Below are 24484 nucleotides of genomic sequence, written 5' to 3'. Positions count from 1 at the left end.
CTCCTCAAGGTCGTCGCGGTCGTGTGTTCACCACTGGCGCCGACTCTTCTCGGGCAGCAGGTCAAGGGCGCGCAGCGGGACCGGCTCGTCCCCGTCGACCGTGGTGACCCACACGGTGGCGTCCGGGCAGTAGTCGCTGATCAGCTCCCGGCACACCCCGCACGGCGCGATGATCCGGAACTGCCCTGCCGGTTTGATCTGCACGGACACCACGGCCGCGATGCCCAGCGGAGCCCCGGCCGGCGCAGCGCCCCGCGCGGCCCCCATGGCCACGCCCTCGGCGCAGACCGAACTGCGCCGACAGGAACCCTCCATGTGCACGCCGGTGTGGATACGGCCGTCCGAGGTACGCAGCGCGGTCGCCACTTCATGCCGCCCGTGCTGCCACACGCGGGCCAGCAACTCCTGTGCGGTGGCTAGGAGTTCGGCGTCCTCGGCGCTCATCGAAGGCGGGACGGAGACGGAGGTGACTGCGGCCGCGCTCATGCCGGCAGACCCAGCAGCCGGGCCATGTTCCCGCCCTCGACCAGCGCCCGGTCCTTCTCGTCCTCGATCGCCTTCGCGATCTTCATGCGCTCCAGGTCGAAGTCGGAACCGGGCCACTCGCTGCCCATCAGGATCTTCTCCGGGCCCAAGCGCGCGTACGCCCGTCGCACATCGCTCAGCAGGGTCGCGGAGGTCTCCAGGTACACGTGCGGCTGACGCTCGGCCACGATGATCGCTTCCGGTACGTTCCAGACGGCACCCATGTGGGCGATGATCGTGGGCACTTCCGGATGATCCCGGGCGATCTCCTCGATCGCGAACGGCGCGCAAAAAGCGTCGTCGAGCGCGTTGATGATCACCAGCAGCCCGCGCCGCGCACACGCCTCGAACACCGGGTCCAACAGGCCGTGGTCGGCCACGTGGTAGCCGTGCAGGCTCGGATGCAGCTTCAGACCGACGAGGCCCGCGTCGGCCATCCGGTCGATCTCCTCGATCGCGTCGTCGGCCTGCGGCAGCACCTGCCCGAAGCCGAAGAAGCGGTCCGGATGCGCGGCGACCAGGGAGGCGATGAAATCGTTCTCGATGCGCTGCGCGAGTGAGCACACCATCGCCATGTCCACCCCGGCGGCGTCCATCCGGTCGAGGATGCGCCGGGGATCGAAGGGTGTGTACGGCGGCGGGGCCTGGCCCTTGCGCGCTCCGGTGAGGTAGTCCGAGCGGCCGCGGACGTCCTGCGTGGTGTTGTAGGCGTCGATGATCAAAGCGTCACGTCCTTAATCGCTGGACTCGCGGACTCGCCGGAGTCGCCTGATCCGAAGTCGCCGGAGATCAGGGGCAGGTGACAGCGGACGCTTCTCCCCGGCGCGATCTCCCGCAGCTCGGGCATGGGCGTACGGCACTCGGCGGTGGCGATGGGGCACCGCGTCCGGAACAGACAGCCCTCTGGTGGATTCGCCGGGTCGGGCAACTCGCCCTCCAGCACCTCCCGTTCGCGCGCCGGGTCACCGCCGGGCCGCCGCAGCGCCGGTACGGACGACAGCAGGGCCCGGCTGTAGGGGTGCGCGGGGCCGGTGAAGAAGTCGTCCCGGGAGGCGATCTCGATGATCTGACCCAGGTACATGACGGCGATCCGGTCGGCGATGTGCCGTACGACGCCCAGGTCGTGCGAGATGAACAGCATCGTCAGACCCCGGTCGCGGACCAGGTCCGACAGCAGGTTCAGCACCTGCGCCTGGATCGACACGTCCAGCGCCGAGACCGCCTCGTCGGCGACCACGAACTGTGGCGAGGAGGCCAACGCCCGTGCGATGCCGATGCGTTGACGCTGCCCGCCGGAGAACTCGTGCGGTCTGCGCGCCCCGGCCTCCGCGCCCAGACCGACCAGGTCGAGGAGCTCGGCGACGGTCCGCGCGGCCTCGGCACGACTCGCGCCGCGCGCCCGCAGCAGCGGCTCGGCGACGATGTCGGCGACCCGCCGGCGCGGATTGAGCGAACCGAACGGGTCCTGGAAGACCATCTGCAACTCGGCCCGGGTACGCCGCAGTCGCCGCCCCCGCAGCCGGGTGAGGTCGGAGCCCGCGAACTCGATCCGGCCCGCCGAGGGTTCGATCACCCGCAGCAGCGCCCGGCCGAGCGTCGACTTGCCGCACCCCGACTCGCCGACCAGGCCGAGGGTCTCGCCCTGGAGGATGTCGAGGTCGATGTCCCGCAGCGCCCTGACCCGGCCCCCGGCCCTTCCCGGGTACTCGACCCGCAGCCGGCGTGCCGAGACGAGCGGGGCGCTCATTCGGCGCCTCCCCGGGTGCGGGCCTCGGCGCGCTCCGCGCCGGGCAGTACGCAGGCATCCACATGCCCGTCTCCACCGTGCCGCCGCCGCAGTTCCGGACGCTCGGCACAGGCGTCGTGCACGAACGGGCACCGGGGCGCGAAGGCGCAGCCGGACGGCCGCTCCACCCCGGTCAGCGGGCTCCCGGCGATCGCGGGCAGCCGTCGTAGAACCGGACCGTCGAGCGGCGGAACGGAGCCCAACAAGCCCATCGTGTAAGGGTGTTGAGGGCTGAACAGCACCTCGTCCCGCTGGCCCTGCTCCACGATCCGGCCCGCGTACATGACGGCCACCCGGTCGGCGACCTCGGCCACGACGCCCAGGTCGTGGGTGATCAGCAGCACCGAGGTGCCGTGGTCGCGCTGTACCTGCTTGAGGACCGACAGGACCTGGGCCTGGATGGTGACATCCAGGGCTGTGGTGGGTTCGTCGGCGATCAGTACGGCCGGGTCGTTCGCGAGGCCCATGGCGATCATCACGCGTTGGCGCATGCCGCCGGAAAGCTGGTGCGGGTAGGAGCGTGCGGCGCGGTCCGGGCCCGCGATGCCCACCTCGCCCAGCAGTTCCACCGCGCGGGCCCTCGCCTGCTCGCGCGGTACGTCGCGGTGGGCGCGGATCATCTCGGTGACCTGGGCGCCCGCCCGGTGGAGTGGGTTGAGTGCGGCCAGCGCGTCCTGGAAGACGACCGCGATCTCCTTGCCCCGGACCGCGCGCAGTTCACGTTCCGAGGCGGTGACGAGGTCGCGGTCGCCGAAGGTCACCTCGCCGGTGATGTGGGTGCGCGGGCCCCGGTTCAGGCCGACCAGGCTCATCGACAGGGCGGACTTGCCGGACCCCGACTCGCCTACCAGGGCCAGGACTTCACCCTGTCGGAGGGTCAGGTCGACGCCGTCCACGGCCGGGAGGCGGCCCGCGGGGACGTCGAACTGCACGCGCAGGTCGCGGATTTCGAGTACGGGCTCGGACACGGCCTGGACCGGGGGGTGTTCGAGTGCGGCCGTCATGAGGCGGTGCCGACGGCCAGCGCGGCCGTGTGGATCAGGTCGGCGACGCGCTGCGGCCAGACCAGCGTCGTGTAGTGGCTGCCCGGTACGTGCTCGACCGTCGCCTTCATCCGCTCGGCCATGTCCCGCTGTATCTCTGGGCGCAGGGTGCGGTCGTCGTCGGCGACCAGGTACCAGCTGGGCAGCGTGCGCCAGGCGGGGACGCCGGTCGGCTGCCTGAAGATTGCGTTCTCCGCCTTGCGCCCCTCCGCCTCGACGATGGCCCGCTGCTCGGGGGAGAGGTCGGGGCCGATCTCGGCCCAGAACTCGGGACTCGTCTCCGACTTCCACTCGCCGTTCGGGCCGCGCCGCATGTACTTGGAGATCTCGGCCTCCTCGTACCGCTCGACGATCTCGTTGACGGTCTCGCCCTCGTCGGGGCCGAACGCGCAGATGTACACCAGGCCCTTGACCCGTGGATCGCGGCCGACGTTGCTGATGACCGCGCCGCCGTAGGAGTGCCCGGCCAGCAGCACTGGGCCCCAGGTCTTCTCCAGCACGGCGGAGGTGTGGGCGACGTCGTCCGCCAGCGAGGTCATCGGATTGGTGACGGTGAACAGCCGGTGGCCGAGGGCGGCGAGCAGGGGCTCCACCGCCGACCAGGTCGTCGGCCGTCCGCCGGCGCCGTGGACCAGCACGATGTCCATGCGGCTCATCCTTTCCGTATGCGCGGATCGAGGACCGTGTAGAGCAGGTCCACCGCGTGGTTGACCAGGGTGAAGAGAAGGGCGATGGCGAGGGCGGCGCCCTGTACGACGGGGTAGTCGCGTTGCAGGACGCCCTGTACGAGGAGGCGGCCGACACCGGCGTACGAGAAGACCGTCTCGGTGATCACCGATCCGCCGAGCAGCGAGCCGAACTGGAGCCCGAGGACCGTCACGATGGGCAGCCAGGCGTTGCGCAGCACATGGCGGCGGACGACCACGCCCTCGCTGAGCCCCTTCATCCGGGCCGTGCGCACGAAGTCGTCGCCCAGCACCTCCAGGACCGAGGCGCGCACGATGCGGGTGATGAAGCCGGCCATCGACAGCGCCAGCGTCACGGCCGGCAGGATCAGATGCTGGATCCAGGGCCACACCAGCTCGGGGCGGTCCTGGAGGATCGCGTCCAGCAGCACGAAGTTGGTCGTCGGGTGGTAGGCGAGCGAGCTGGGCAGCCGGCCCAGGACCGGCAGCCAGCGCAGCCACACGCCGAACACGACGATGCCGAGCACACCGAGCGCGAACCAGGGCAGCGAGAAGCTCACCGTGGCCACGACCCGCGTCGAGGTGTCGACCCAGCTGCCCCTGCGCAGCGCGGCGATCACCCCGGTGACGACCCCGAGCACGACCGCGATCGTCATCGCCGCGAGCGTCAGCTCGATCGTCGCGGGGAGGGCGTCCCCGAGCAGCCCGAGGACGCTGTTGGACCCGAAGAAGGAGGTGCCCAGGCGCAGATGCACCAAGTCGTCGAGGAAGTGGCCGTATTGCGTGAGCAGTGGCTGGTCGAGGCCGAGCGCCTTGGTGACCCGCTCCTCGTTCGCCGACACCTCGACCGCGGACATGTCGCCCCGGCCAGCTGAGAGCGAGGTCGCGGGTGAGCCCGGCAGCAGACGTATCGCGAGGAACACCAGGCTGGCCAACGCGAACAGGACGACGGGGATGACCGCCAGTCGTCGTACGACCAACAGGGCGGTTCCGGTAGCCCACTTGGGCAGGTACACGCGAACGAGAGAAGGCGCGGACGCACTCATGCCGTCCCCCGGGGATCGAGGGCGTCGCGCAGGTCGTCGCCCACGAAGTTGCAGGCGACGACGAACAGGAGGGTGAGTGTTGCCGGGAGGACGACCAGCCGGGGCGCGGAGTACAGGAACTCCTGTCCCGCCTGGACCATGTATCCCCAGTCGGGCTGCGGCGGTTGGATGCCGAGGCCGATGTACGACAGTCCGGCGGCGAAGCCCGCCGCGACGGACAGCGTCATGATGACCTGGGCGAGCATCGGGCCCGCGATGTTCGGCAGCAGTTCCCGCAGGAGGATGCGCGGGGTGCCGGTGCCGCCGAGGCGGCAGGCGACGACGTAGTCGCGTGCCGCCTCGCGTGCCGTCAACGCGCGGGCCAGCCGGGCGAGTCCGGGCGCGAGCGAGACGCCGATGCCGACGATCAGACTGACCGTGCCCGGTCCGGCCGCCGCCACCAGCAGGATGACGAGGAGGATGGAGGGGAAGGCGAGCGCGAGGTCCACCAGACGCATCAGGGCCTGCTCGACGACACCGCCCGCGTATCCGGCGACGAGCCCGATCGCCGTGCCGGCCACGGCGGCCAGAGCCGTCGCCGCGAACGACACCAGCAGCAGCGGACGCGCCCCGTGCACCAGGCGGGCCAGCTCGTCGCGGCCCAGGTCGTCGGTGCCGAGCGGATGTCCCGCGGAGCCGAACGGCAGGAGCGCGGACGGGGTTTGGCGCAGTGGGTCGGCCTGGACGAGGAGTGGGCCGACGGCGGCGACGAGGAGTACGGCGGCCAGGACCAGCCAGGACAGGACGGCCGGCCAGGACCGCGCAAGCCGACGCCTGCGCAGGGCGGCCACGACGGACGGCCTGCGCGTGACGGTGGCCAAGGCCGCGTCAGACACTGGCTTTCTCCATGTAACACCGGTGGTTGGCAAGGGCGCTGGTGTTCATGTCCTTCACCTGCGAGCCGCTGACGACGAGGTTGGTGAAGCAGGCCAGCATCGACAGCACCATGTACTCCTCCGCCCAGCGCCGCTGGATCTTCGTGTAGGCGGCGGTGCGCTTCTTGCCGTCGGGGAGGTTCTTGGCCGCGAACAGGTCGTCGGCGAGGGAGTCGACGCCGTCGAGGGTGTCCATGCCGGTGATCTTGGAGCCGTAGATGCCGGTGGGGCTGGCCATGGCGCCGACCATGTCGTTGGCGTCGGGGACGTAGGTGTTGCGTTCCCAGATCATCAGGTCGTGGTACTCGTCGTCCGGGTCGAGGAGGCGGCCGAAGTAGGTGGCCGGGTCGACGGAGGTGGTCTCGACCTTGAACCCGACGTCGGTGAGGTTCTGGGCGACGATCTGGGCGGCCTTCGGATGCCACGAGTCGCTCGCCGCCATGATCCGGATCGTGCGGCCCTCGGCACCGGCTTCGGAGACGAGCCGCTTCGCCTGGGCGACGTTCTGGGTGCTCAGGTCGGCGAGGGCGGTGTCGTAGCCGTTCTGGGCGGGAGGGAGGGCGTAACCCTTCGGCTCGCTGCCCATGCCGAAGAACGCCTGGCTGAGGATGGCCTTGCGGTCGACGGCGAGGTTGATCGCCTTGCGCACCTTGATCTCGGGGATGCGCCGGGCGTCGATCATCATGATCGCGTCGGCGTTGTGCGGGGTGTCGTAGACGGTGACCGAGTCGTCCCCACGCAGCTGGTCGGCCGCCGAGTACGGCGTGAACTGGGTCGCCGACACATCGCCGCTGAGCAGCGAGCTGACGATGGCCGACGGGTCCTGGACCTGGCGCAGCACAAGGCGGTCGATGGGCGGTCTGCCGAGCCGGAAGCCGTCGAAGGCCTCCAGGGTGATCGCCTGGCCGGAGGTGGCGGAGGAGAAGGCGAAGGGGCCGGTGCCGACGAGGTGCTTGCCGATGTCGGCGCCGTACTTCTCCAGAGCGGCCTTGGAGATGATGCGGCCGCCGATGTCGGACAGCCGGCCGAGCACCGTCCGGTCGGGCTGCTTGAGGACCATCTTCACGGTGAGGTCGTCCTCGGCGGTCAGCGAGGCGACGTTGGTGCCGAGACTCGCCAGCGGCCGGGTACCGCCCTTGGGCAGGGTCTTGTCCTCGGGGTCGAACTGCCTGCCCAGGCTGGCCAGTACGTCGGCTGAGGTCAGGGTGGTGCCATCGTGGAACTTGACGCCCTCGCGCAGGGTGAAGGTGTACGTCAGCAGGTCGTCGGAGATCTTCCAGCTCTTGGCCAGGTCGGGCGTGGGCTCGTTGGTCTCGAAGGAGATGAAGCTCAGACCGCGGCAGATGCAGTCGACGGCCATCCAGTCGCCCAACGAGGTGTAGAAAGCCGGGTCGTTGACGGCGCTCGTCGCGTCGATGGCCAGGGTCAGCGTCCCGCCCTTGCCGCTGCCCTCGGCGTCGTCGGCCGCCGCACCGCACGCGCTCAGCAGGGCGGGCAGCCCGAAGCCGACACCCACTCCGAGGAGTCCGGCACCCCTGAGCATGGTCCGGCGCGAGACCTCCGGCGTGGTGGAGCCGGGCGAGAGCGATCCATGTGAACGGTCCGGCATGTGGGCCTCCTTGGGCACCGATCCTTGGAAACTGGATCTAATGTGTGCTGGATTGGATCCAAAAAGAGCTTCAGGGGTCACGAAATCCTCCTCGTGTCCCGGGAGTTAAAGGCGTGTGAACCGGCGCCGCATCAACTCCGGCCAGACGACGGGGTCATGGCCGGGGACGAGCTCGTAGCCGCGCTCGGCGGCGATGCGCTTGAGCCGGCGGATCGGCTCCACCGTCTGCTCCGGATCGACCCCGATCGAGGCGCCGATCGGCAGCTCGTGCTCGATGTTCTCGGTGAGGTCGGCGGCATCGAAGGCGAACACGAGCCCGCCGCCGTCCGCGAGGTCCACCACGAAGCTCTGGTGTCCCGGTGTGTGCCCGGCCGTCAGTACGGCCGTCACGCCGGGGGCGATCTCCACATCACCGTCGGCCTGCCGCCAGTCGATACGGGGATCGTCGAAGTCGACCCGGAAGATCGAGTGACGCTCCACCTCGGGCCGCCCCGACAACCCGTAGGCCAGCTCCGCCCGTTGCACGTGCACCGGCACCCGCCCCGCGAAGTGCTTCAGACCGCCCGCGTGGTCGGCGTGCAGATGGCTGACGGCCACCGCGTGGATCGCGTCCATCGCGATGCCGGCCGCGTCCAGCGCCTCCTCCAGCGGTTCGCCGGGGCCGGGCAGGACGGGACGGTAGTTGGGGGAGCCGTAGAAGCGGCGACGCAGCGCGGGGTCCCGGATCAGGGCCGTGTTGAAGCCGGTGTCGAGCAGCAGCCAGCCGCCGTCGCACTCCAGCAGTACAGCGGGTACGGGTTCGCGCAGGCGCTCCTCATACGGGGCGCCGTACACCGAGACCGACTTGGGGAGTTCCTCCCAGCCGAGCAACAGCGGCACGATCCGCCGCACGCCGTGTCGTGTCATGGTCCGATCCGGGCCCTTCCCGCGACCTATAAGGATCCATACCTTAAATATTTGGATCCAATAGTGGGTTGCGGTGACGTAACAACCTCCTCCTGAGCCGCCGTGCCAAAATGGGCACCCGCTCCATCTATCCACCGAGGTTGTACCCGTGACCAAGTCCGTGGCCCGTGAGCCGGTTCGCCGCAACGCCCGGTCCAATCGGGCCCGCATCCTGGCCACGGCCCGCCAGGAGCTCGGCCGGAACCCCGACGTCACGCTGGAGGAACTCGCGCGCGCCGCCGGTGTCGTACGGCGCACCCTGTTCGGTCATTTCCCGGGCCGCGCCGCCCTGTTGGAGGCTCTCGCCGACGAGGCGTCCGAAGCGGTGCGGGACGCGGTGGCGGTGGGCACGGGAAGGCCTGAGGAGTCGGCCGAGCGTGCCTTCGCGCGCTTCGTGTTCTCGGTCTGGCCCGTGGGCGACCGCTACCGCATGCTGCTGGCGCTGGCCCGACGCGACCTGGGCGTGGAGCGGGTGGCCGAGATCCTGGCGCCGGCCCGCGACTCGGCCACGGCCGTCCTGGAACGGGGCCAGCGGGACGGCGTCTTCCACACCCACCTGCCGGCCGCCGTCCTCAGCGCCGGGCTTGAAGCCCTGACCGTGTCCCTGCTGGAGTCCGTCAACACGGGGGCGCTGGAGGACGACGGGACCCGGATCACCATCGCCACGCTGATCGCGGCCGGGGTGCCGGAGAAGCGGGCGAGTGTCGTGGTGGACGACATCGCGAAGACGGTGGCCGGGGAACCCGCCGCGGACGCCTGAGCCTGCTCGACGGCTGACGGGGCGCCGAGGCGTACCCGGGTCAGGTCATTTGCCCCGTTTGCGGCATGGGTGTGGCGGCGCCAGCATGAGGGGGCAGTGGCCCGCACGATCCCGGCCCCCTTGTGACATCCGTACCTCGGAGCTGAGGCAGTTGGCGAAGACCGTCGCCTTCCTGAGGCCGGCGCGCATCGTCGCCTAGGCAACATCACGAACATGGTCAAGTCCGCCAAGGGCACCCTTGAGGAACCGGGTAAAAACGTCGCGCAGAAGTCCGGCCTGAACCGCTCCATCAGCCAAGAGGCATGGGGTCGCACCGAGACGATGCTGACGTACAAGACCGCCCGTTATGGCGGCACCTTGCACAAGGTTCCCGCCCCGAACACCTCCCGGCGCTGCTCCACCTGCGGATTCATCACCCCCGGCAGTCGGGAAACCCAGGCCACGTTCGTATGCAAGAACCCCGACTGCGGATGGGAAGGCAACGCCGACCACAACGCAGCCCGGAACATCTTGCACCTGTACCGGATGGGCCACGCGCTCATCCCGGCTGCCGGGAGGGCAGTCGCAAGGCGCACTCGTGGCGTCAAGTCCGCCACCGCAAGGTAGGCGGGAATCTCCTTCCTGAGCTTTGCGCAGGGAGGAGAGCACTTCAACAGTCGGTACTGGACCAGGAGTCCGCCTACGACCGGCCGGGTGACGGCAACGGCCGACGGCGCCCACGGCTCGGGCCACTCCGATGGCGGTACCTCCCGACCGAGCGTGCAGTGGCCGCGTACCGCTATGCCAGGCAGCATGTTCCTGGACATAGCACAGCAAATCGGTAAAGGACCCCATGTCATGAGCGCTGACGCGTCGGAGCAGACCAGGCAGTCGCGGCGCAGCCGTGCCGTGACCGCTCTCACCGCCCTCGTCGCAGCCGCCGCGTGTACCGCCGCGCTCGCCTCGTGCAGCACCGACAGCGACAGCGCCGACAGCGCGGCGACGTTCAGCCGCACCCCCACGGCCGCCGACACCGGCTCCTTCTCCGGCAATGTGCCCTCCTCCCTCGCGTCGAAGGCCGCGTCCGCCGAGGCGGCCGCCCGTGCCTCGGCGTCGGCCGCCGCCGCGTCCGTCTCCGCCCGTGCCTCGGAGTTCGAGGCGTCGGTCTCCGCGGAGGTCGAGCGCGCCAACGTGGCCGCTCAGCAGGAGCTGAAGGACGTCCAGGGCAAGGGCAACGCCACGGCCGACGTCTCGCTCACCGGTAAGCCGAGATCCGACACGGGCGGTCTGCTCGCCGTGGTCGTGAACATCAGGAACGGCACCGACGACACCGCCTCCTACGCCGTCCAGGTCGACTTCCGCGACCCCGACGGCAAGGTCGCGGAGACCCGCTATGTCGGCGCGGAGGACCTGGACCCCGGGGAGCTCGCCCAGCCCCTCGCCATCAGTCGCAAGCCCACGGAACCCACGCTGACCGCCGAGATCGCGAAGGCCCAGCGGTACTAAGCGCTCCGCTGGAAATCCGGTGCGTCATCTGCGGGTCCGTCGTGGCTGGTCGCGCCCACGCGGCGGAGCCGCAAATCGGTACAGCCCCGCGCCCTTTCAGGGCACTGCCGAACCGCCGTCGACTTCACCTGATCTGACCAGCGGCATTGCGGCGTCGACCGGTTCGTTCCCGGAGCGGGCGTCACTCCACCCGGTCGAAGAAGTCCAGCAGTGCGTCCGGCGACTCCGGCCCGGTAAGGGCCTGTTCCGTCCAGATGCACTTGCCCGTCGCCGTGTAGCGCGTCCCCCACCGCTGGGACAGGGCCGCGACCAGTTGCAGACCCCGGCCGCCCTCGTCCATCTCGGACGCCCGGCGGATCCGCGGCGTGGTGAGGCTGCCGTCGGAGACCTCGCAGATCAGGGTGCGGCTGCGCAGCAGTCGTAGCAGAACCGGGCCCTTGGCATGGCGTACGACATTGCCCACCAACTCGCTGACCAGCAGTTCCGTCGTCATGGCCAGGTCGTCCAGGCACCACGCGGACAGCTGTGCGCGCACGTGTTTGCGGGCCTCGCCCGCCGCCTGTGGCTCCGCGGTCAGTGGCCATACGGCGATCGACTCGGCCGGGAGCCGGTGCACGCGGACGACCAGCAGGGCCGCGTCGTCGGCGGACTGCTGCTGGGCGGGGAGGAGGCCGGCGATGAGCCGCTCGCAGAGGACGTCGAGGTCGTCTCCCGGGGCCTCGCCCAGGAGTCGGGCGAGATGGGCCATGCCCGCGTCGATGTCACGGCTGACGGACTCGATCAGCCCGTCGGTGTAGAGGACGAGGAGGGAGTCCTGCGGCAGGACGAGTTCGACGCTCTCGAAGGGCGGTTCGGCGGCGCCCAGCGGGGGATCGGAGGCCACCTTCGGAAAGTCGACCGTGCCGTCGGGCCGGACCACCGCGGGCGGCGGATGCCCGGCGCAGGCGAAGGAGCAGACGCCGGTGGTGGGGTCGTACACCCCGTAGAGGCACGTGGCGTACGAGTCGTCGCCGAGCTCGGATACGACGTCGTTGAGGTGGGCGAGGATCTCGTCGGGTGGCAGTTCCAGGTCGGCGAGGGTGTGCACGGCGGTGCGCAGCCGCCCCATGGTGGCCGCCTGCGGCAGGCCGTGGCCCATCACGTCACCGATGACGAGGGCGACCCGGGCGGCGGAGAGCGGGATGATGTCGTACCAGTCGCCGCCCACGTCCATGCCCTGCCGAGCAGGCAGATAGCGGGCCGCGGACGCGCAGGCGGGCAGCGGCGGCAGCGCCCGGGGGAGCAGACCGCGCTGGAGTTCCTGGGCGCGGGTGTGCTCGGCGTCGAACAGCCGGGCCCGTTCCAGGGCGTGGGCGACAAGGCCGCTGATCGCGACCAGCAGCGTGCGCTCTTCGCCGGTGATCCGGCGCGGCTGCTCGAAGGAGATCACGCACAGCCCGACCGAGTGGTCCGAGGCGATCAGGGGCAGGAACGCCCAGGCCTGTTTGCCGCTCGCCCCGACCTGTTCGGCCAGCGCCGGGTAGCGCGAGATGTACTCCAGCGGGGAGGAGAAGAACTGTGGGGTGCGGGTGCGCAACGCGTCCGCGACCGCGTTCCGGCCCGAGACGGGCAGGTTGTCGATGCGCTCCAGGAACTCCTCGGAGTAACCGACGCTGCCGACGACATGCGTCCGCTCGTCCTCGATGACCTGCATCATCAGCCCGGCCGCGCCGAACGGCGGCAGGACGTGCTGGGCGACCGCGTTCACCACGTCCTGCGAACTGATCGCCTTGGCGAGCGCGGCCGTCAACTCGCCGATACGGGCGGCCCGGTCGGCCTGCGCGCGGGTGGCGGCCTCGCGCTCGGCGTCCCGGGTGCGCTTGTCGTGGATGTCGGTGAAGAAGAAGGCCAGGCCGTCGGGGAGCGGGACCAGCCGCAGGTGGTACCAGCGCCGGATGCCGGGCGCCAGGATGTCGAGACCGCTGGGTGCGGACCGGGCGACGGTCTCCTCGCACTGGGCCCGCAGCCCGGGGACCCGCAGCGCGTCGAGGTCCCACGCGGGGTGGCCGATCAGCTCCTGACCGGCGCCCAGCACCCGCTCCGCCACTTCGTTGAGGAAGGTGATCCGGCACTGCTGGTCGAGGGTGAGGAAACCGTCGCTCATGTGCCGCAGGGCCCGGCTGATCGTGTCGCGGGCGCTGCGGGACTCGGTGGTGTCCCACACCGTGCCGACCATGCCGACGGGCTCGCCGGTGTCCGCGAGCTTCACCCGCCCGCGCACCTGGACCCAGCCGATCGTGCCGTCCGGGCGGTTCACCCGGTACTCGGTGCTGTACACACTCCGGTCGCGCAGCGCTTTGTCGACCTCGGCCGCGACAAGTGGCCGGTCGTCGGGGTGGACGATCTCCAGCCACGTCTCCGCCCGCCGGTCGAACCGCTCCGGATCGAGACCGAGCAGGCTCATCCCCGCCTCGTCCAGATCGACCTCGTTGGTCGCCATGGTCCATTCCCAGGAGCCGACGCGGATGGCCGCGAGCGCCTGCCGCAGCAGCGGTCCGGGCCGCTCGTCCAGGGGCGGCGGCTCCTTCGGCAGCAGCGGACGCTCCAGTCGTACGACGACCCAGGCGGCGACGGTGTCCAGGAAGGCCCACTGGTCGGGCTCGGGGGCTCGGTGGGCGTGGGTGGTGACGGTCAGCGCGCCCAGGGGGCCGTCGGGGCCGGGCAGCGGCACGGTGGCGACACCGGGCTCCCAGACGCGCGCCCCCTCGCGCACCGCACGGACCGGGGGCAGGCTTCCGTCGTCCGGGATGAGCTCCCACGGTTCGGTCAGTGTCCGAGGCAGTCCGCTGCTCGCCAGCAGATGCAGTCCGCGCAGCCCCTCGGGTCCGCCCACATGGACCATGCCGCCGACTCCGCCGAGCTCCGACACGGCGTGCTCCAGGCCGAGACGGAGCGCCTCGGTGACCGCCACGTCGTCGTCGATCGTGCGGAGAAGGGCCATTCGCCCACTCATGTGCTCAATATACAGAGAGTGAAAAATATTGGTGTCGATACGGTGGAATCCGCATTGTTCGCATGCGCCTCCGGAGCCGGGAGAGCGCGCTGAGACCGTACGCAATCCCGTTCCTACGGAGTGCTCCTCCTGGGACAATTTCGCGCACCGGCGGGGCGTGGGGGGACGGGGGCGCGGGGCTGATGAGGTACTGGCGACGCGGGTTGTGGGTGGGCGCGGTGATCGCCACGGGCGCGGTGGCGGCGGTGGCGCTGCGTGACCGAAATCTGGACGGCGTGCAGCCGCTGCTGTCGGTCCTCGGATTCCTCGTGTCCCTCGCGGGCCTGCTCTACAACACACGGCGCCCGGTCACGGTGGCCTCGCCCGGCGCACAGCTGGACCGCACCGCCGACGCGCTCGCCGACGCCGTCCGCGAGCAGTGGCGCTCGGAGTGGCGGCTGCGGCGACTGCAGGATCCGCATCCGCTGGAGGTGCACTGGGCCCCGGCGCCGGCCTGGCTGTCCGACGTCGACGAGGCCATCGGCTGGCCGTCCCAGGACGCCGAACGCCCCGATCTGGTCGGCCGGCTCACCGAGATCACCCAGCTCTTCGGCTATCTGCCGGCCCGGCGCCTGGTCGTCCTCGGCGCCCCGGGCAGCGGCAAGACGGTCCTCGCCCTGCGCTTCACCCTCGATCTCCTCGACCGCCGAGCCCCCGGCCAGCCCGTCCCCGTCGTGTTCCAGGCGTCCACCTGGCAGCCCGACCGCCAGGACCTGCGCCAATGGCTGGCGGAGCGGCTCGTCGCCGGATACCCCACCCTCGGCGCCGAGGGAGCGTCGGGAAGCGTGCCGGCCATGGAGCTCGTCGCGACAGGCCGGATTCTCCCCGTCATCGACGGCCTCGACGAAATGGCGCCGCCATTGCGCGCGAAGGCCCTGTGGCGGCTCAACACCGAACTCGACCAGGGGTCACCGCTCCTGCTGACCTGCCGCAGCACGGTGTACGCCGAGGTCGTCGAGTCCGCCGACGCGCTCACCGCGGCCGCGGTCGTCGAACTCCAGCCGCTCGACTTCGATGCGGCGGCCGAGTTCCTGGTCCGCACGGCCCGGCCCCTGCGCGGCCCCTCCGGTGAACGCGCCACCGCCTGGGACCCCGTCCTCGAACACGTCCGGTGCGACCCGGACACGCCGGCGTCCCGTTGCTTGCGTGAGGTGCTGAGCCTGCCGCTGATGGTGGCGATGGCCCGAGCCGTCTACGGGGACACGGGCACCGACCCCGCCGAACTGCTCCGGCGGCCCGAACTGGCCGTACCGGCCGCGCTGGAACAGCATTTGTTGGATGCGTTCGTACCCGCGTCGTTCCGTACGTCGAAGCGGTGGGAGAGCGCCGACGCCGTGCATTGGCTGCGCTTCCTGGCCCGGCATCTGGAGGGGCGGGGGGTGCGTGATCTGGCTTGGTGGGAGCTGCATCGGGCGTTGCCGGGGGTGTTGCGGGCGGTGGGGCCGTTGCTGTTGATCGGGGTGGTGGCGGAGCTGATCTGTCTGCTCTTGTGGCTGATCGGGGGAAGCGCCGGACCGGTGGTGGTGGCAGCGGCCGTACTGCTCGGGTTGTGCGCGGGGCATGTGGCCTTGTCCCGGGAGGGAGTGGGGCTGGGGCGGAAGGTGTTGCTGTCGCTCGCGTGTGTCGTTCCGCTCGGTGTGGTTGTCGGGGGTTTCCGGCCGTTGCCCGAAGACCCGTACCTGCGGTTCCCATTCTCCGGCATGGACGAGACACTGGGCTGGATCACCGTCGGCGCTCTGTATGGGGTGGCGGTGGCGACCGCACTGACCATCATTGGCATCACGACCTCCCCCACACCGTCGACGATGCCGTTCCCGACACCGCGCAGCCGCCGCTACGGCCGCTGGCTGTGGAAGACAATGGGAGGGCTCGGCGTCGCTGGGCTGGCGTGGTTCGTCACCAGCCTCCTCGTGCCTGCTGAAGGGGCTCTCCTATGGGGCATCCTGGCCGTCGGTGCCGTAGTCGGCGGCTACCTCGTACGCGGCGAGGGCGGGACCGTCGTCGACCGCGGAGAACGGCGCCGGATCGGCCGGGTGCGAGGCGTCGGCCGGGCCCTCGTCCAGGGACTCGGCGTTGGGCTGCTCGCCGGAACCGTGCTCGGTCTCGCCTTCGCTCTGCCCGAGGGCGGGACGGCCGCCGCGCGGGCCGCGGCGCAGGCCGAGTTCCCGTTCCATGGTTCTGTTCACCGGGCGGCGGACGGTTCTCGGTACGTCGTGGCCGAGGACGGTACTCGCTACGGTCTGCGTGCTGACGGAGACACCTACGTCGAACGGGCCCGGCCGGTCTACATCGGAGTCTTCGAGGACTCCGACCAGGGTCTGGTCTTCACCCTGTCAACGTCGGGCGAGGACCCGTGCGCGTATGAAACGGGGTGCCGCCGGCTGAGAACAGTGGTCGAGATCTCGGTTGACGCCAAGGAACCCGAGTCCTTCGCCATGAAGCTTCCTGACGGTCGCGTCGCGACGAACTACTACGTGGAAGACATCGTCGGGAAGCGTGAATGGCAGTGGCTGGCGCGGCAGACGCCGTCGGAACTCCTCGGCTCCGCCCTGTCGTTCGGGCTCCTCGGCGGTATCGGCCTCGGGATCGTCGCCGGGTTCGCCGCGGGCCTGCACCGCTGGCTCGGCGCGCCGGTCGATGTCACCCGCACGACGAGCCCTCTCGCGAGTCTGAGCTCGGACAGGGACACAGGGGTGGTCCGGGGGTTCCTGACGACAGTCGTAGGCCTCTACATCGGCTTGCTCAGCACGATTCCGTTCCCGGAAGATACGCCCACGGCAGCGCTCGTCTTCCTCCCCACCGGCCTCATCGCCTTCCTCCTCTCCGCGTGGGGCCGACTCCTCACCGCACGCCTGTGGTTGTGCCCGTCCGGCCGACTCCCGTGGCGCCTGATGGCCTTCCTCGCCGAGGCACACGAGCGAGGCGTCCTCCGCCAGGCAGGCGCCGTCTACGAGTTCCGGCACGCTCGCCTCCAGGAGCGCCTCGCCTCGGCGCCGGACGACCCCGACGCGTCCTGACCGACCCCGTTTCGACACAGCCGTGGCTCTCGGCGAACTGGTGCGCTAATTTGACGTCAGCTCACAGGTGAATGGACACCCGTGGCGAGCAGGAGGTTCTGGGTGACCCCGGCACAGCTGCGGGCCTTCTCGGCGACCGTCCGCCTCGGCTCCGTGCGGGCCGCCGCGGCCGACCTGGCCGTGACCGAGGCCGCGATCTCCACGCACATCGCCCACCTGCGCAAGGAACTCGGCGACAAGCTCTTCACGCGGACGGCCAGTGGACTCGCGTTCACGCCCGGCGGGCTGCGACTGGCGAGCCGTGCCACGGAGATGCTCGGGCTGCAGGACCGGACCGTCATCGAGGTGCGGCAGGCCGGTTCCGGTCGGCGGCTGCTGCGCGTCGCCGCGTCCAGCCTGTTCGCCGAGTACGCGGCGCCCGGGCTCATCGAATTGTTCGCGGGGCGTGCCGACGACCTGGACGTCGAGCTGAGCGTGCACAGTCCGCAGCAGTTCGGTTCGTTACTGGTCAACCGCGCGGTCGACGTGGCTGTCGGACCCCGGCCCGCAGTCCTCGAAGACACCATGACCTGCACCCACTTCCTCAACTACCAGGTAGTCGCCGTCGTAGGCCCCGACCACCCGCTGGCGTCCGGGGCTGCCGGCACCGGCGCCAACGAACTGCGCGAACAGACCTGGCTGCTCGGCCCGTCCGGGGTCGGCCGGGTCGGCATGGTGCCGTCCGTGCTGCGCCGCCTGGGCGTCCCCGAGCACAACCAGCGCATCTTCCAGAGCCACGCCGCCTCCGTCGACGAGGCCAAGCACGGCAAGGGAATCGCCCTGGCCGTGGCGTTCGCCATCACCAAGGACCTGGCGGCCGGCGACCTGCTGCAACTCAACGGCCCGTCCCTCCCCGCACGCGGCTCCTGGAACCTCCTCACCCTCCCCGACCGCGAGGCACCCCCGGTAGCCGCCGAACTCCGCCACTTCGTCACGAACCCCCGGGCCACCCAGGCGATGCTGCGCGGCACGGGAGTCACGGCGGGCCGCTTCCGTCCGGCCATTCACGTCACTCTCTGGAGTTAAGCTCTGTGCCGGAAGTGCCGCGTTGTGCCGTCGTTCGTCTGCGGCTTCGTCGTGGCTGGTCGCGCAGTTCCCCGCGGCCCTTAGGGGCGCTTCCCGCACCGCGCGATTTCGGTGGGCACCCGCAGTAGCGCCCCGAAGGTATCCGCCGGCAACAGCAGGTCCACGTACGGCAGCGCGGCGGCCAGCGACGCCGTACGCGGCTCGAAGCCCGGCGCGCCCGCCCGAGGATTGAGCCAGATCACCGTGTGCGCACGGCGCCGCAGCCGCGCCATGGCCACGGCAAGCCGGTCCGGTGGGTCCGCGTCCCACCCGTCGGAGCCGATGAGTACGACGGTCCCGCGCAGGGTGCCACCATGGTGCGAGGCAAGCAACGTGCTCAGGCAGTGCGCGATCCGCGTCCCGCCGAACCGGTCGGCGACCCGCTCCGTCGCCTCGTCGACGGCCGCCTCGGCCGAACGGTGGGCGAGGACCGTGGTGAGCCGGGTCAGTGAGGTCGCGAACGCGAAGACCTCGGCGTCCGTCGTCCGCGCGAGCGCCCGCATCAGATGCAGATACGCGACCGCCTGCGCCTGCATCGACCGGCTGACGTCGCACAGCACGACGACCCGACGCGGCCGGTCCACCGGCCCCGCGTGCACCAGCCGCACCGGCTCCCAGCCCGTACGGCGGGCTCGGGCCACGGTCTCCCGGATCGCCACCCGAGGGCCCCCGGGCCGTGCAGCGAACCGACGCGACCGGCGCACGGGCCACTCCCGCAAGGCCCGTTCGAGCCACCGCCCGAGCAACTCGGCCTCCCGCACACCGAGTTGCTCGAACGGCGTGTCCACCGCCCCCGCCACCTCACTCGGCAGCCGCTCCGGTACGGCCGTCAGGATCCGCTCGTCGAGCTGCTCGGCCCCGGTGACGGTGGGGGCCAGGGTGACCCAAGGCAGGCCAGAACCTCCAGTGGAATCAAGGGAGTTGGCGGACGGAGATGCCCCTTCGCGATTTCCTGGCGTACGTCCGTCCCGGCGAGCGTGCGGGTCGAGGGCCAGCACCGCCTCACCGAAGACGGCGCCGAACACCTCGTCGTACACCGCCAGGTCCGCGTGATCGCGTACGAGCGTGACGCGGGCCGTCCAGTACAGCGCCGTCCGTGAGGTGGGCGGGGTGATGGAGAGGGCGTTCACGAAGTCCTGGGCGGCGGTGAGGCCCACGGGGACACCCCGCTCCCTGAGCCGGGCGGCGAGCGCGACGGCGAAGGCGGCCCGGTCGACGGCGGGGAGCAGTGGACCGGCTCCTGTCACCGCACCAGCAGATAGATCAGGACGGCGACGACGACGGCCGCGACGACCGCCGGAATCAGCCGCTTGTACACGCTGCCCCCGGCCACCCGCATCAAGTCCAGCGGTGCTTCGGCCACTTGTCGCGGGGGTTCTGCCTCCGGTACCTCCGTCTCGTCCGGCGTCAGCAGCTGCGTCTCCACGTTCTCGACGAACTGCGCGAACAGTTTCTCCGAGATCTCCTTGATCATCCCGCTGCCGAACTGGGCCAGCTTTCCACTGATGTTGAGGTCGGTGCTGACCGTCACGACGGTGCGCGCCCCCTCGGCACGCAGCCGGGCGTCGACCGTCGCGGACGCGTTGCCCGCCCCGCGCATGTCCTTGCCCGCCGCGCTGATCACGGCGTGGTGGGTCGCCTCGTCCTTCTCCACGAAGCGGGCCGTGCCCGCGAACTGGCTGATCACCGGCCCGACCTTGACCCTCACCTTGCCCCGGTAGACATCACCGTCCACCCCGGTGAGCTGGGCGCCCGGCATGCACGGGGCGAGGCTCTCCAGATCCGTGAGTGCCTGCCACGCCCGCTCGACGGGCACGTCGACTCCGAACTCGTTGTCGATTTTCATGGGTTCCTCGCTTGTCCGGGGTAGCCGAGCTCTTCGAGGGCCTCGGTGATGGCGGTGCGGTCGTCGGGGCTCTTGGCGACCGCGCTGAGCGTGCCCACGATGTCGGAGCGCGCCAGCCGCGCGACACGCAGCGCGGCCAGGGCGGACACCCAGTCGATGGCCTCCGCCATGCCGGGTGCCTTGTCGAGGTCGAGCCCGCGCACCCGGCCGACGAACTCGGTCGCGGACGCGATCAGCGGCTCGTTCGCGGCCGGCACCGAGCGGCGCAGGATCTCCGCCGCGCGTTCGGGGGTCGGGAAGTCGATCCAGTGGTACAGGCAGCGGCGGCGCAGCGCGTCGTGCAGTTCGCGGCTGCGGTTGGAGGTGAGGACCACGACCGGCGGGCGCACGGCGGCGAAGGTGCCCAACTCGGGGATGGTGATGGCGGATTCGCCGAGGAACTCGAAGAGGAGCGCCTCGAACTCGTCGTCGGCGCGGTCGATCTCGTCGATCAACAGCACCGGCGGCAGCGGGCCCCGGTGCCGCACCGCCCGCAGCAGCGGCCGGTCGAGCAGGAACTCCTCGGTGAACAGGTCGGCGTCGGCGAGTTCCCGGCCGCCCGTCTCGGTGAGTCGGATGGCGAGCAGCTGGCGCTGGTAGTTCCACTCGTACAGGGCCTCGCCCGCCGTCAGCCCCTCGTAGCACTGGAGCCGGATCAGCGGGGTGTCCAGCGCCTCGGCGAGTGCCTTCGCCGCGCTGGTCTTGCCCACGCCGGGCTCGCCCTCCAGCAGGAGAGGCCGGTCGAGGACGGTGGCGAGGAAGAGGGCGGTCGCCATGCCCTCGTCGACCAAGTGCCCCACCCGGTCGAGGCGTTGGCGCACGTCGTCGGCGTCCGTGAACAGCAGGCTCACCCGCTAACCCACCAGACCCGCGGCGTGGCGGTCCCGGCAGCCGGGTCCGCAGAACCAGAACTCCTCGCCCCCGGCGGTGAGATGAGGGGTGTCGGCGCGCACGGTCACGGTCATCCCGCACACCGGGTCCACGGCCTGCGCGGGCGCCACCGGCAAGGGGGTCGGCGCCGTGGACCGCACCGCCCCCACCACCTCCGCAAGAATCGACAGCGCGATCTCGGGCGCCGAGCGCGCGCCGATGTCCAGCCCCGCGGGGGAGTGGACGCGGGCCCGTTCCGCCTCGTCCAGGCCGAGTTCGGCGAAGAGGGCGGCACCGCGGCGGCGACTGGCGACCAGCGCGATGTGCGCAACGCCGGCGTCGAGGGCGGCCCGCAGGGACTCGGCGTCCCCGCGCCCCTGCCCGGCCACGATCACCGCCGCTGTGTGCTCGGCGGGCGGGCCGTCCGGCAGGGAGCGTGCAGTGGCGTAGCCGAGCACGTCGGCGAGCGCCACGAACGCGTCGGCGATCGGCGTGTGCCCGACGACCTCGATCAGCGGCGGCGGCAGCACGGGCTCCAGGAAGATCTCCAACGCGCCTCCGGACAGACAGGGGTTGACGACGACCCGCGCGCCGGGCGCCTCCGGAAACCCGGCCGAACCCTCGGGCAGCACCCGCAGCAGCACCGGCCCGTCACCACGCAGGGCGCCCAGCGCGGCCGTACGCACCGAGCCCTCGGCGCACACGCCGCCGACGAAGCCGTCGATCGTACCGTCGCCGTAGACGATGGCCTCGTCGCCGGGGCGTGCGGACGCGGGCGGCTGGGCGCGCACCACGCGCGCGTGCACGAACGGCACACGGCGCTCGGTCAGTTCGAGGGCACGGGCACTCACCGTTTTCATGACAACCCCTCAGATGGGTGGTGTCGGTCGCCCCTGCATCGCCTCCCACACCCGCGAGGGCGTGAGCGGCATGTCGGCGTGCCGGATGCCGTACGGCTTCAGCGCGTCCACCACCGCGTTGACGATCGCGGGCGGCGAGCCGACCGTCGCGGACTCGCCGACGCCCTTGGCGCCGATGGGGTGGTGCGGGGAGGGCGTGACCGTGAACCCGGTCTCCCAGTCGGGGACTTCGAGCGAGGTCGGGATGAGGTAGTCCATCAGCGAGCCGCTGAGGCAGTTGCCGTCCTCGTCGAAGGAGATCATCTCCATCAGCGCCATCCCGACGCCGTCGGTGAGCCCGCCGTGCACCTGCCCCTCGATGATCATCGGGTTGATCCGGGTCCCGCAGTCGTCGACCGCCACGAACCGCCGTACGGTCACCTTGGCCGTGCCCGGATCGATGTCGACGACGCAGATGTAGGCGCCGTGCGGATAGGTGAGGTTCTCCGGGTTGTAGCAGATCTGCGCCTCCAGGCCGCCCTCGACGCCCTCGGGCAGATCACCGGCGCCGTGCGCGCGCATCGCGATGTCCTGGATGGTGACCGCCGCCTTGGGGTCACCGGCGACATGGAAGGAGCCTTTCTCCCACTCCAGGTCGGTGACCTGCACCTCCAGCATGGAGGAGGCGATCAGCTTCGCCTTGTCCCGCACCTTGCGGGCGACCAGCGCGGCGGCGGCACCGGAGACGGGGGTGGACCGGCTGCCGTAGGTGCCGAGCCCGAACGGCGTCTGGTCGGTGTCGCCGTGCACCACCTCGATGTCCTGCGGCGGGATGCCCAGCTCCTCGGCGACGATCTGCGCGAACGTCGTCTCGTGCCCCTGCCCCTGCGTCTGCACCGACAGCCGCACGACCGCCTTGCCCGTCGGATGCACCCGCAGCTCACACCCGTCGGCCATGCCGAGCCCCAGGATGTCCATGTCCTTGCGGGGCCCCGCGCCGACCGCCTCCGTGAAGAACGACACCCCGATGCCCATGACCTCACCACGGGCCCGCTTCTCGGCCTGCTCGGCGCGGAGTTCGTCGTATCCGGCGAGCTGCTGCGCCAGTTCCATGGTGGGCGCGTAGTTCCCGGAGTCGTACACCCAGCCGGTCTTGCTGCGGTACGGGAACTGCTCGGGCCGGATGAAGTTCTTCATGCGCAACTCGACCGGGTCCATGCCGAGTTCGTACGCCAGACAGTCCACGATCCGCTCGACCAGGTACACGGCCTCGGTGATGCGGAACGAGCAGGCGTAGGCGACCCCGCCCGGCGCCTTGTTGGTGTAGACGGCGGTCATCTTGCAGTAGGCGGCCTCGATGTCGTAGCTGCCGGTGAAGACGCCGAAGAAGCCGGCCGGGTACTTCACCGGTGCCGCCGTGCCGTTGAACGCGCCGTGGTCGGCGAGGACGTTGGTGCGGATGGCGAGGATCCTGCCGTCCCGGGTCGCCGCGATCTCGCCACGCATGACGTAGTCGCGGGCGAAACCGGTGCTGATGAGGTTCTCCGCGCGGTCCTCCATCCACTTCACCGGCTTGCCGGTGAGCAGGGAGCCGACGATCGCGCACACGTAACCCGGGTAGATCGGCACCTTGTTGCCGAAGCCGCCGCCGATGTCGGGGGAGACGACCCGGATCTTGTGCTCGGGCAGCCCCGCGACGATCGCGTAGAGCGTGCGGTGGGCGTGCGGGGCCTGGGTGGTGGACCACAGGGTCAGCTTGCCGTCGACGGCGTCGTAGTCGGCGACCGCACCGCACGTCTCCATCGGCGCCGGATGCACGCGCGGATAGACGATGTCCTCGGTGACCACGACGTCCGCGCGGGCGAAGGCGGCGGCCGTCTCGTCGGCGTCGCCCGTCTCCCAGTCGAAGCAGTGGTTGTCGGCCTTGCCCTCCAAGTCGTCGCGGATGACGGGCGCGGCCGGGGACAGCGCGGTGCGTACGTCGATCACCGGGTCCAGCGGCTCGTACTCGACGTCGATCAACTCCAGGGCGTCCCGGGCGGAGTAGCGGTCCTCGGCGACGACGAACGCGACCTCCTGGCCCTGGAAGCGGACCTTGTCGGTGGCGAGTACGGCCTGCACGTCGTTGGAGAGGGTCGGCATCCACGCCAGGCCCTTCTCGGCGAGCATGGCGCCGGTCACGACGAGCCGGACCTTCGGGTGCGCCTCGGCCAGGGTGGTGTCGACGGACACGACCCGCGCGTGTGCGAACGGCGAGCGCAGCACCGCCAGATGGAGCATGCCGGGGAGCTGGAGGTCGTCGACGTAGCGGCCCTTGCCGCGTACGAAACGCGGGTCCTCCTTGCGGAGCATCCGGCCGTGGCCGCAGGGCTTCTGGTCGTTGTCGACGAACGCGGTGAGGTGGCCGTTCTCGGAGACGGTGGTCATGACGCGCTCCCCGAAGTCGAAGTCGCCGGGGTGTCGAGGGAAGTCCGGGTCCCGGCCTCCTCGGCCGCCGCCCATCGCACGGAGCGGACGATGGTGGCGTAGCCGGTGCAGCGGCAGATCTGGCCGGAGATCGCCTCGCGGATCTCCTGCTCGGAGGGGTCGGGATTGCGGTCCAGAAGGGCACGGGCGGTCATCATCATGCCGGGGGTGCAGAACCCGCACTGCAGACCGTGGCACTCGACGAACCCCTTCTGCACGGCGTCGAGTTCACCGTCCTGCTCCAGTCCCTCGACGGTGCGCACGTCGTGTCCGCCCGCCATCGCGGCCAGCACCGTGCAGGACTTGACCGGCTCGCCGTCCATCCACACCACGCAGGTACCGCAGTTGCTGGTGTCGCACCCCCAGTGCGTGCCGGTGAGCGCGAGGTGGTCGCGCAGGAAGTGGACGAGCAGCAGCCGGCCCTCGATCTCCCGGGTGACCTCTTCACCGTTGACGGTCATGGTGACCTGCAT

General features: G+C 70.7%; 20 protein-coding genes and 1 pseudogene. 5 read left to right on the top strand and 16 right to left on the bottom strand.

The window, feature by feature from the left end; all coding sequences use genetic code 11:
* Window positions 1-27: 27 nt before the first annotated feature.
* The 9 genes from AC5DRG_RS06550 to AC5DRG_RS06510 all read right to left on the bottom strand — a co-directional run bounded on the left by AC5DRG_RS06550 (window position 28) and on the right by AC5DRG_RS06510 (window position 8515).
* On the bottom strand, window positions 28-486 hold the full coding sequence (locus tag AC5DRG_RS06550) for a cytidine/deoxycytidylate deaminase family protein (RefSeq protein WP_491808768.1): 459 nt from the start codon (window positions 484-486) through the stop codon (window positions 28-30).
* Window positions 483-1247 (bottom strand): amidohydrolase family protein, encoded by a 765-nt coding sequence (locus AC5DRG_RS06545; protein WP_491808767.1) that lies wholly within the window; start codon window positions 1245-1247, stop codon window positions 483-485. The genes AC5DRG_RS06550 and AC5DRG_RS06545 overlap by 4 nt, the downstream gene beginning before the upstream one ends.
* Window positions 1244-2272: an ABC transporter ATP-binding protein gene (locus AC5DRG_RS06540; RefSeq protein ID WP_491808766.1), complete on the bottom strand. Its 1029-nt coding sequence runs from the start codon at window positions 2270-2272 to the stop codon at window positions 1244-1246. The genes AC5DRG_RS06545 and AC5DRG_RS06540 overlap by 4 nt, the downstream gene beginning before the upstream one ends.
* Window positions 2269-3315, bottom strand: a complete 1047-nt coding sequence (locus tag AC5DRG_RS06535; RefSeq protein ID WP_491808765.1) for an ABC transporter ATP-binding protein — start codon at window positions 3313-3315, stop codon at window positions 2269-2271. The genes AC5DRG_RS06540 and AC5DRG_RS06535 overlap by 4 nt, the downstream gene beginning before the upstream one ends.
* Window positions 3312-4001, bottom strand: a complete 690-nt coding sequence (locus AC5DRG_RS06530; RefSeq protein WP_491808764.1) for an alpha/beta hydrolase — start codon at window positions 3999-4001, stop codon at window positions 3312-3314. The genes AC5DRG_RS06535 and AC5DRG_RS06530 overlap by 4 nt, the downstream gene beginning before the upstream one ends.
* Before the next feature lie 5 nt (window positions 4002-4006).
* Entirely contained in the window at window positions 4007-5056 is a 1050-nt protein-coding gene (locus AC5DRG_RS06525) for an ABC transporter permease (protein WP_491808763.1), read from the bottom strand.
* A gap of 26 nt (window positions 5057-5082) precedes the next feature.
* Window positions 5083-5961 (bottom strand): ABC transporter permease, encoded by an 879-nt coding sequence (locus tag AC5DRG_RS06520; RefSeq protein WP_491808761.1) that lies wholly within the window; start codon window positions 5959-5961, stop codon window positions 5083-5085.
* Window positions 5954-7609, bottom strand: a complete 1656-nt coding sequence (locus AC5DRG_RS06515) for an ABC transporter substrate-binding protein (protein WP_491808760.1) — start codon at window positions 7607-7609, stop codon at window positions 5954-5956. The genes AC5DRG_RS06520 and AC5DRG_RS06515 overlap by 8 nt, the downstream gene beginning before the upstream one ends.
* A gap of 105 nt (window positions 7610-7714) precedes the next feature.
* Complete coding sequence (locus AC5DRG_RS06510; RefSeq protein ID WP_491808758.1) at window positions 7715-8515, bottom strand: N-acyl homoserine lactonase family protein; 801 nt, start codon at window positions 8513-8515, stop codon at window positions 7715-7717.
* 148 nt (window positions 8516-8663) lie between these two features.
* Between AC5DRG_RS06510 and AC5DRG_RS06505 the strand changes: the two genes are divergently transcribed.
* From AC5DRG_RS06505 to AC5DRG_RS06495, 3 genes and pseudogenes are all read left to right on the top strand, one after another.
* Window positions 8664-9314, top strand: coding sequence for a TetR/AcrR family transcriptional regulator (locus AC5DRG_RS06505; RefSeq protein ID WP_491808757.1), 651 nt, complete (start codon window positions 8664-8666; stop codon window positions 9312-9314).
* 201 nt (window positions 9315-9515) lie between these two features.
* Window positions 9516-9920, top strand: a pseudogene (locus tag AC5DRG_RS06500) (zinc ribbon domain-containing protein); the annotation flags it as partial.
* 231 nt (window positions 9921-10151) lie between these two features.
* The gene (locus AC5DRG_RS06495; protein WP_491808756.1) at window positions 10152-10799 is read left to right on the top strand and encodes a hypothetical protein; all 648 of its coding nucleotides are present in this window, start codon (window positions 10152-10154) and stop codon (window positions 10797-10799) included.
* 181 nt (window positions 10800-10980) lie between these two features.
* On the opposite strand, the gene AC5DRG_RS06490 is transcribed toward AC5DRG_RS06495, so the two are convergent.
* Window positions 10981-13791, bottom strand: coding sequence for a SpoIIE family protein phosphatase (locus AC5DRG_RS06490; RefSeq protein ID WP_491808755.1), 2811 nt, complete (start codon window positions 13789-13791; stop codon window positions 10981-10983).
* A 182-nt stretch (window positions 13792-13973) separates the two neighbouring features.
* Here AC5DRG_RS06490 and AC5DRG_RS06485 point away from each other — a divergent pair, with 182 nt between their 5' ends.
* The gene (locus AC5DRG_RS06485; protein ID WP_491808754.1) at window positions 13974-16847 is read left to right on the top strand and encodes an NACHT domain-containing protein; all 2874 of its coding nucleotides are present in this window, start codon (window positions 13974-13976) and stop codon (window positions 16845-16847) included.
* A 102-nt stretch (window positions 16848-16949) separates the two neighbouring features.
* Complete coding sequence (locus AC5DRG_RS06480; RefSeq protein ID WP_491808753.1) at window positions 16950-17912, top strand: LysR family transcriptional regulator; 963 nt, start codon at window positions 16950-16952, stop codon at window positions 17910-17912.
* An 80-nt stretch (window positions 17913-17992) separates the two neighbouring features.
* On the opposite strand, the gene AC5DRG_RS06475 is transcribed toward AC5DRG_RS06480, so the two are convergent.
* From AC5DRG_RS06475 to AC5DRG_RS06450, 6 genes are read right to left on the bottom strand one after another with little or no spacing between them, the layout of a single operon-like run.
* On the bottom strand, window positions 17993-19198 hold the full coding sequence (locus AC5DRG_RS06475; RefSeq protein WP_491808751.1) for a vWA domain-containing protein: 1206 nt from the start codon (window positions 19196-19198) through the stop codon (window positions 17993-17995).
* On the bottom strand, window positions 19195-19797 hold the full coding sequence (locus AC5DRG_RS06470; protein WP_491808750.1) for an SRPBCC family protein: 603 nt from the start codon (window positions 19795-19797) through the stop codon (window positions 19195-19197). The genes AC5DRG_RS06475 and AC5DRG_RS06470 overlap by 4 nt, the downstream gene beginning before the upstream one ends.
* Window positions 19794-20687: an AAA family ATPase gene (locus AC5DRG_RS06465; RefSeq protein ID WP_491808748.1), complete on the bottom strand. Its 894-nt coding sequence runs from the start codon at window positions 20685-20687 to the stop codon at window positions 19794-19796. Before AC5DRG_RS06465 ends, AC5DRG_RS06470 begins: the two co-directional genes overlap by 4 nt.
* Before the next feature lie 3 nt (window positions 20688-20690).
* Entirely contained in the window at window positions 20691-21566 is an 876-nt protein-coding gene (locus AC5DRG_RS06460; RefSeq protein ID WP_491808747.1) for an XdhC family protein, read from the bottom strand.
* A gap of 9 nt (window positions 21567-21575) precedes the next feature.
* Window positions 21576-23972, bottom strand: coding sequence for an aerobic carbon-monoxide dehydrogenase large subunit (locus tag AC5DRG_RS06455; protein WP_491808746.1), 2397 nt, complete (start codon window positions 23970-23972; stop codon window positions 21576-21578).
* Complete coding sequence (locus AC5DRG_RS06450; protein ID WP_491808745.1) at window positions 23969-24484, bottom strand: (2Fe-2S)-binding protein; 516 nt, start codon at window positions 24482-24484, stop codon at window positions 23969-23971. Before AC5DRG_RS06450 ends, AC5DRG_RS06455 begins: the two co-directional genes overlap by 4 nt.

It is taken from the genome of Streptomyces sp. JLBG701, from assembly GCF_058544905.1.
The sequence above is the reverse complement of the archived record's forward strand: the minus strand, read 5'-3'. Positions and strand labels throughout refer to the sequence as shown.

Excerpts from the sequence above, each read along its gene's own strand:
- AC5DRG_RS06550 (WP_491808768.1), bottom strand. The coding sequence starts at position 486 with ATGAGCGCGGCCGCAGTCACCTCCGTCTCCGTCCCGCCTTCGATGAGC.
- AC5DRG_RS06540 (WP_491808766.1), bottom strand. The coding sequence starts at position 2,272 with ATGAGCGCCCCGCTCGTCTCGGCACGCCGGCTGCGGGTCGAGTACCCG.
- AC5DRG_RS06535 (WP_491808765.1), bottom strand. The coding sequence starts at position 3,315 with ATGACGGCCGCACTCGAACACCCCCCGGTCCAGGCCGTGTCCGAGCCC.
- AC5DRG_RS06530 (WP_491808764.1), bottom strand. The coding sequence starts at position 4,001 with ATGGACATCGTGCTGGTCCACGGCGCCGGCGGACGGCCGACGACCTGG.
- AC5DRG_RS06515 (WP_491808760.1), bottom strand. The coding sequence starts at position 7,609 with ATGCCGGACCGTTCACATGGATCGCTCTCGCCCGGCTCCACCACGCCG.
- AC5DRG_RS06510 (WP_491808758.1), bottom strand. The coding sequence starts at position 8,515 with ATGACACGACACGGCGTGCGGCGGATCGTGCCGCTGTTGCTCGGCTGG.
- AC5DRG_RS06495 (WP_491808756.1), top strand. The coding sequence starts at position 10,152 with ATGAGCGCTGACGCGTCGGAGCAGACCAGGCAGTCGCGGCGCAGCCGT.
- AC5DRG_RS06490 (WP_491808755.1), bottom strand. The coding sequence starts at position 13,791 with ATGAGTGGGCGAATGGCCCTTCTCCGCACGATCGACGACGACGTGGCG.
- AC5DRG_RS06485 (WP_491808754.1), top strand. The coding sequence starts at position 13,974 with ATGAGGTACTGGCGACGCGGGTTGTGGGTGGGCGCGGTGATCGCCACG.
- AC5DRG_RS06470 (WP_491808750.1), bottom strand. The coding sequence starts at position 19,797 with ATGAAAATCGACAACGAGTTCGGAGTCGACGTGCCCGTCGAGCGGGCG.
- AC5DRG_RS06460 (WP_491808747.1), bottom strand. The coding sequence starts at position 21,566 with ATGAAAACGGTGAGTGCCCGTGCCCTCGAACTGACCGAGCGCCGTGTG.
- AC5DRG_RS06455 (WP_491808746.1), bottom strand. The coding sequence starts at position 23,972 with ATGACCACCGTCTCCGAGAACGGCCACCTCACCGCGTTCGTCGACAAC.
- AC5DRG_RS06450 (WP_491808745.1), bottom strand. The coding sequence starts at position 24,484 with ATGCAGGTCACCATGACCGTCAACGGTGAAGAGGTCACCCGGGAGATC.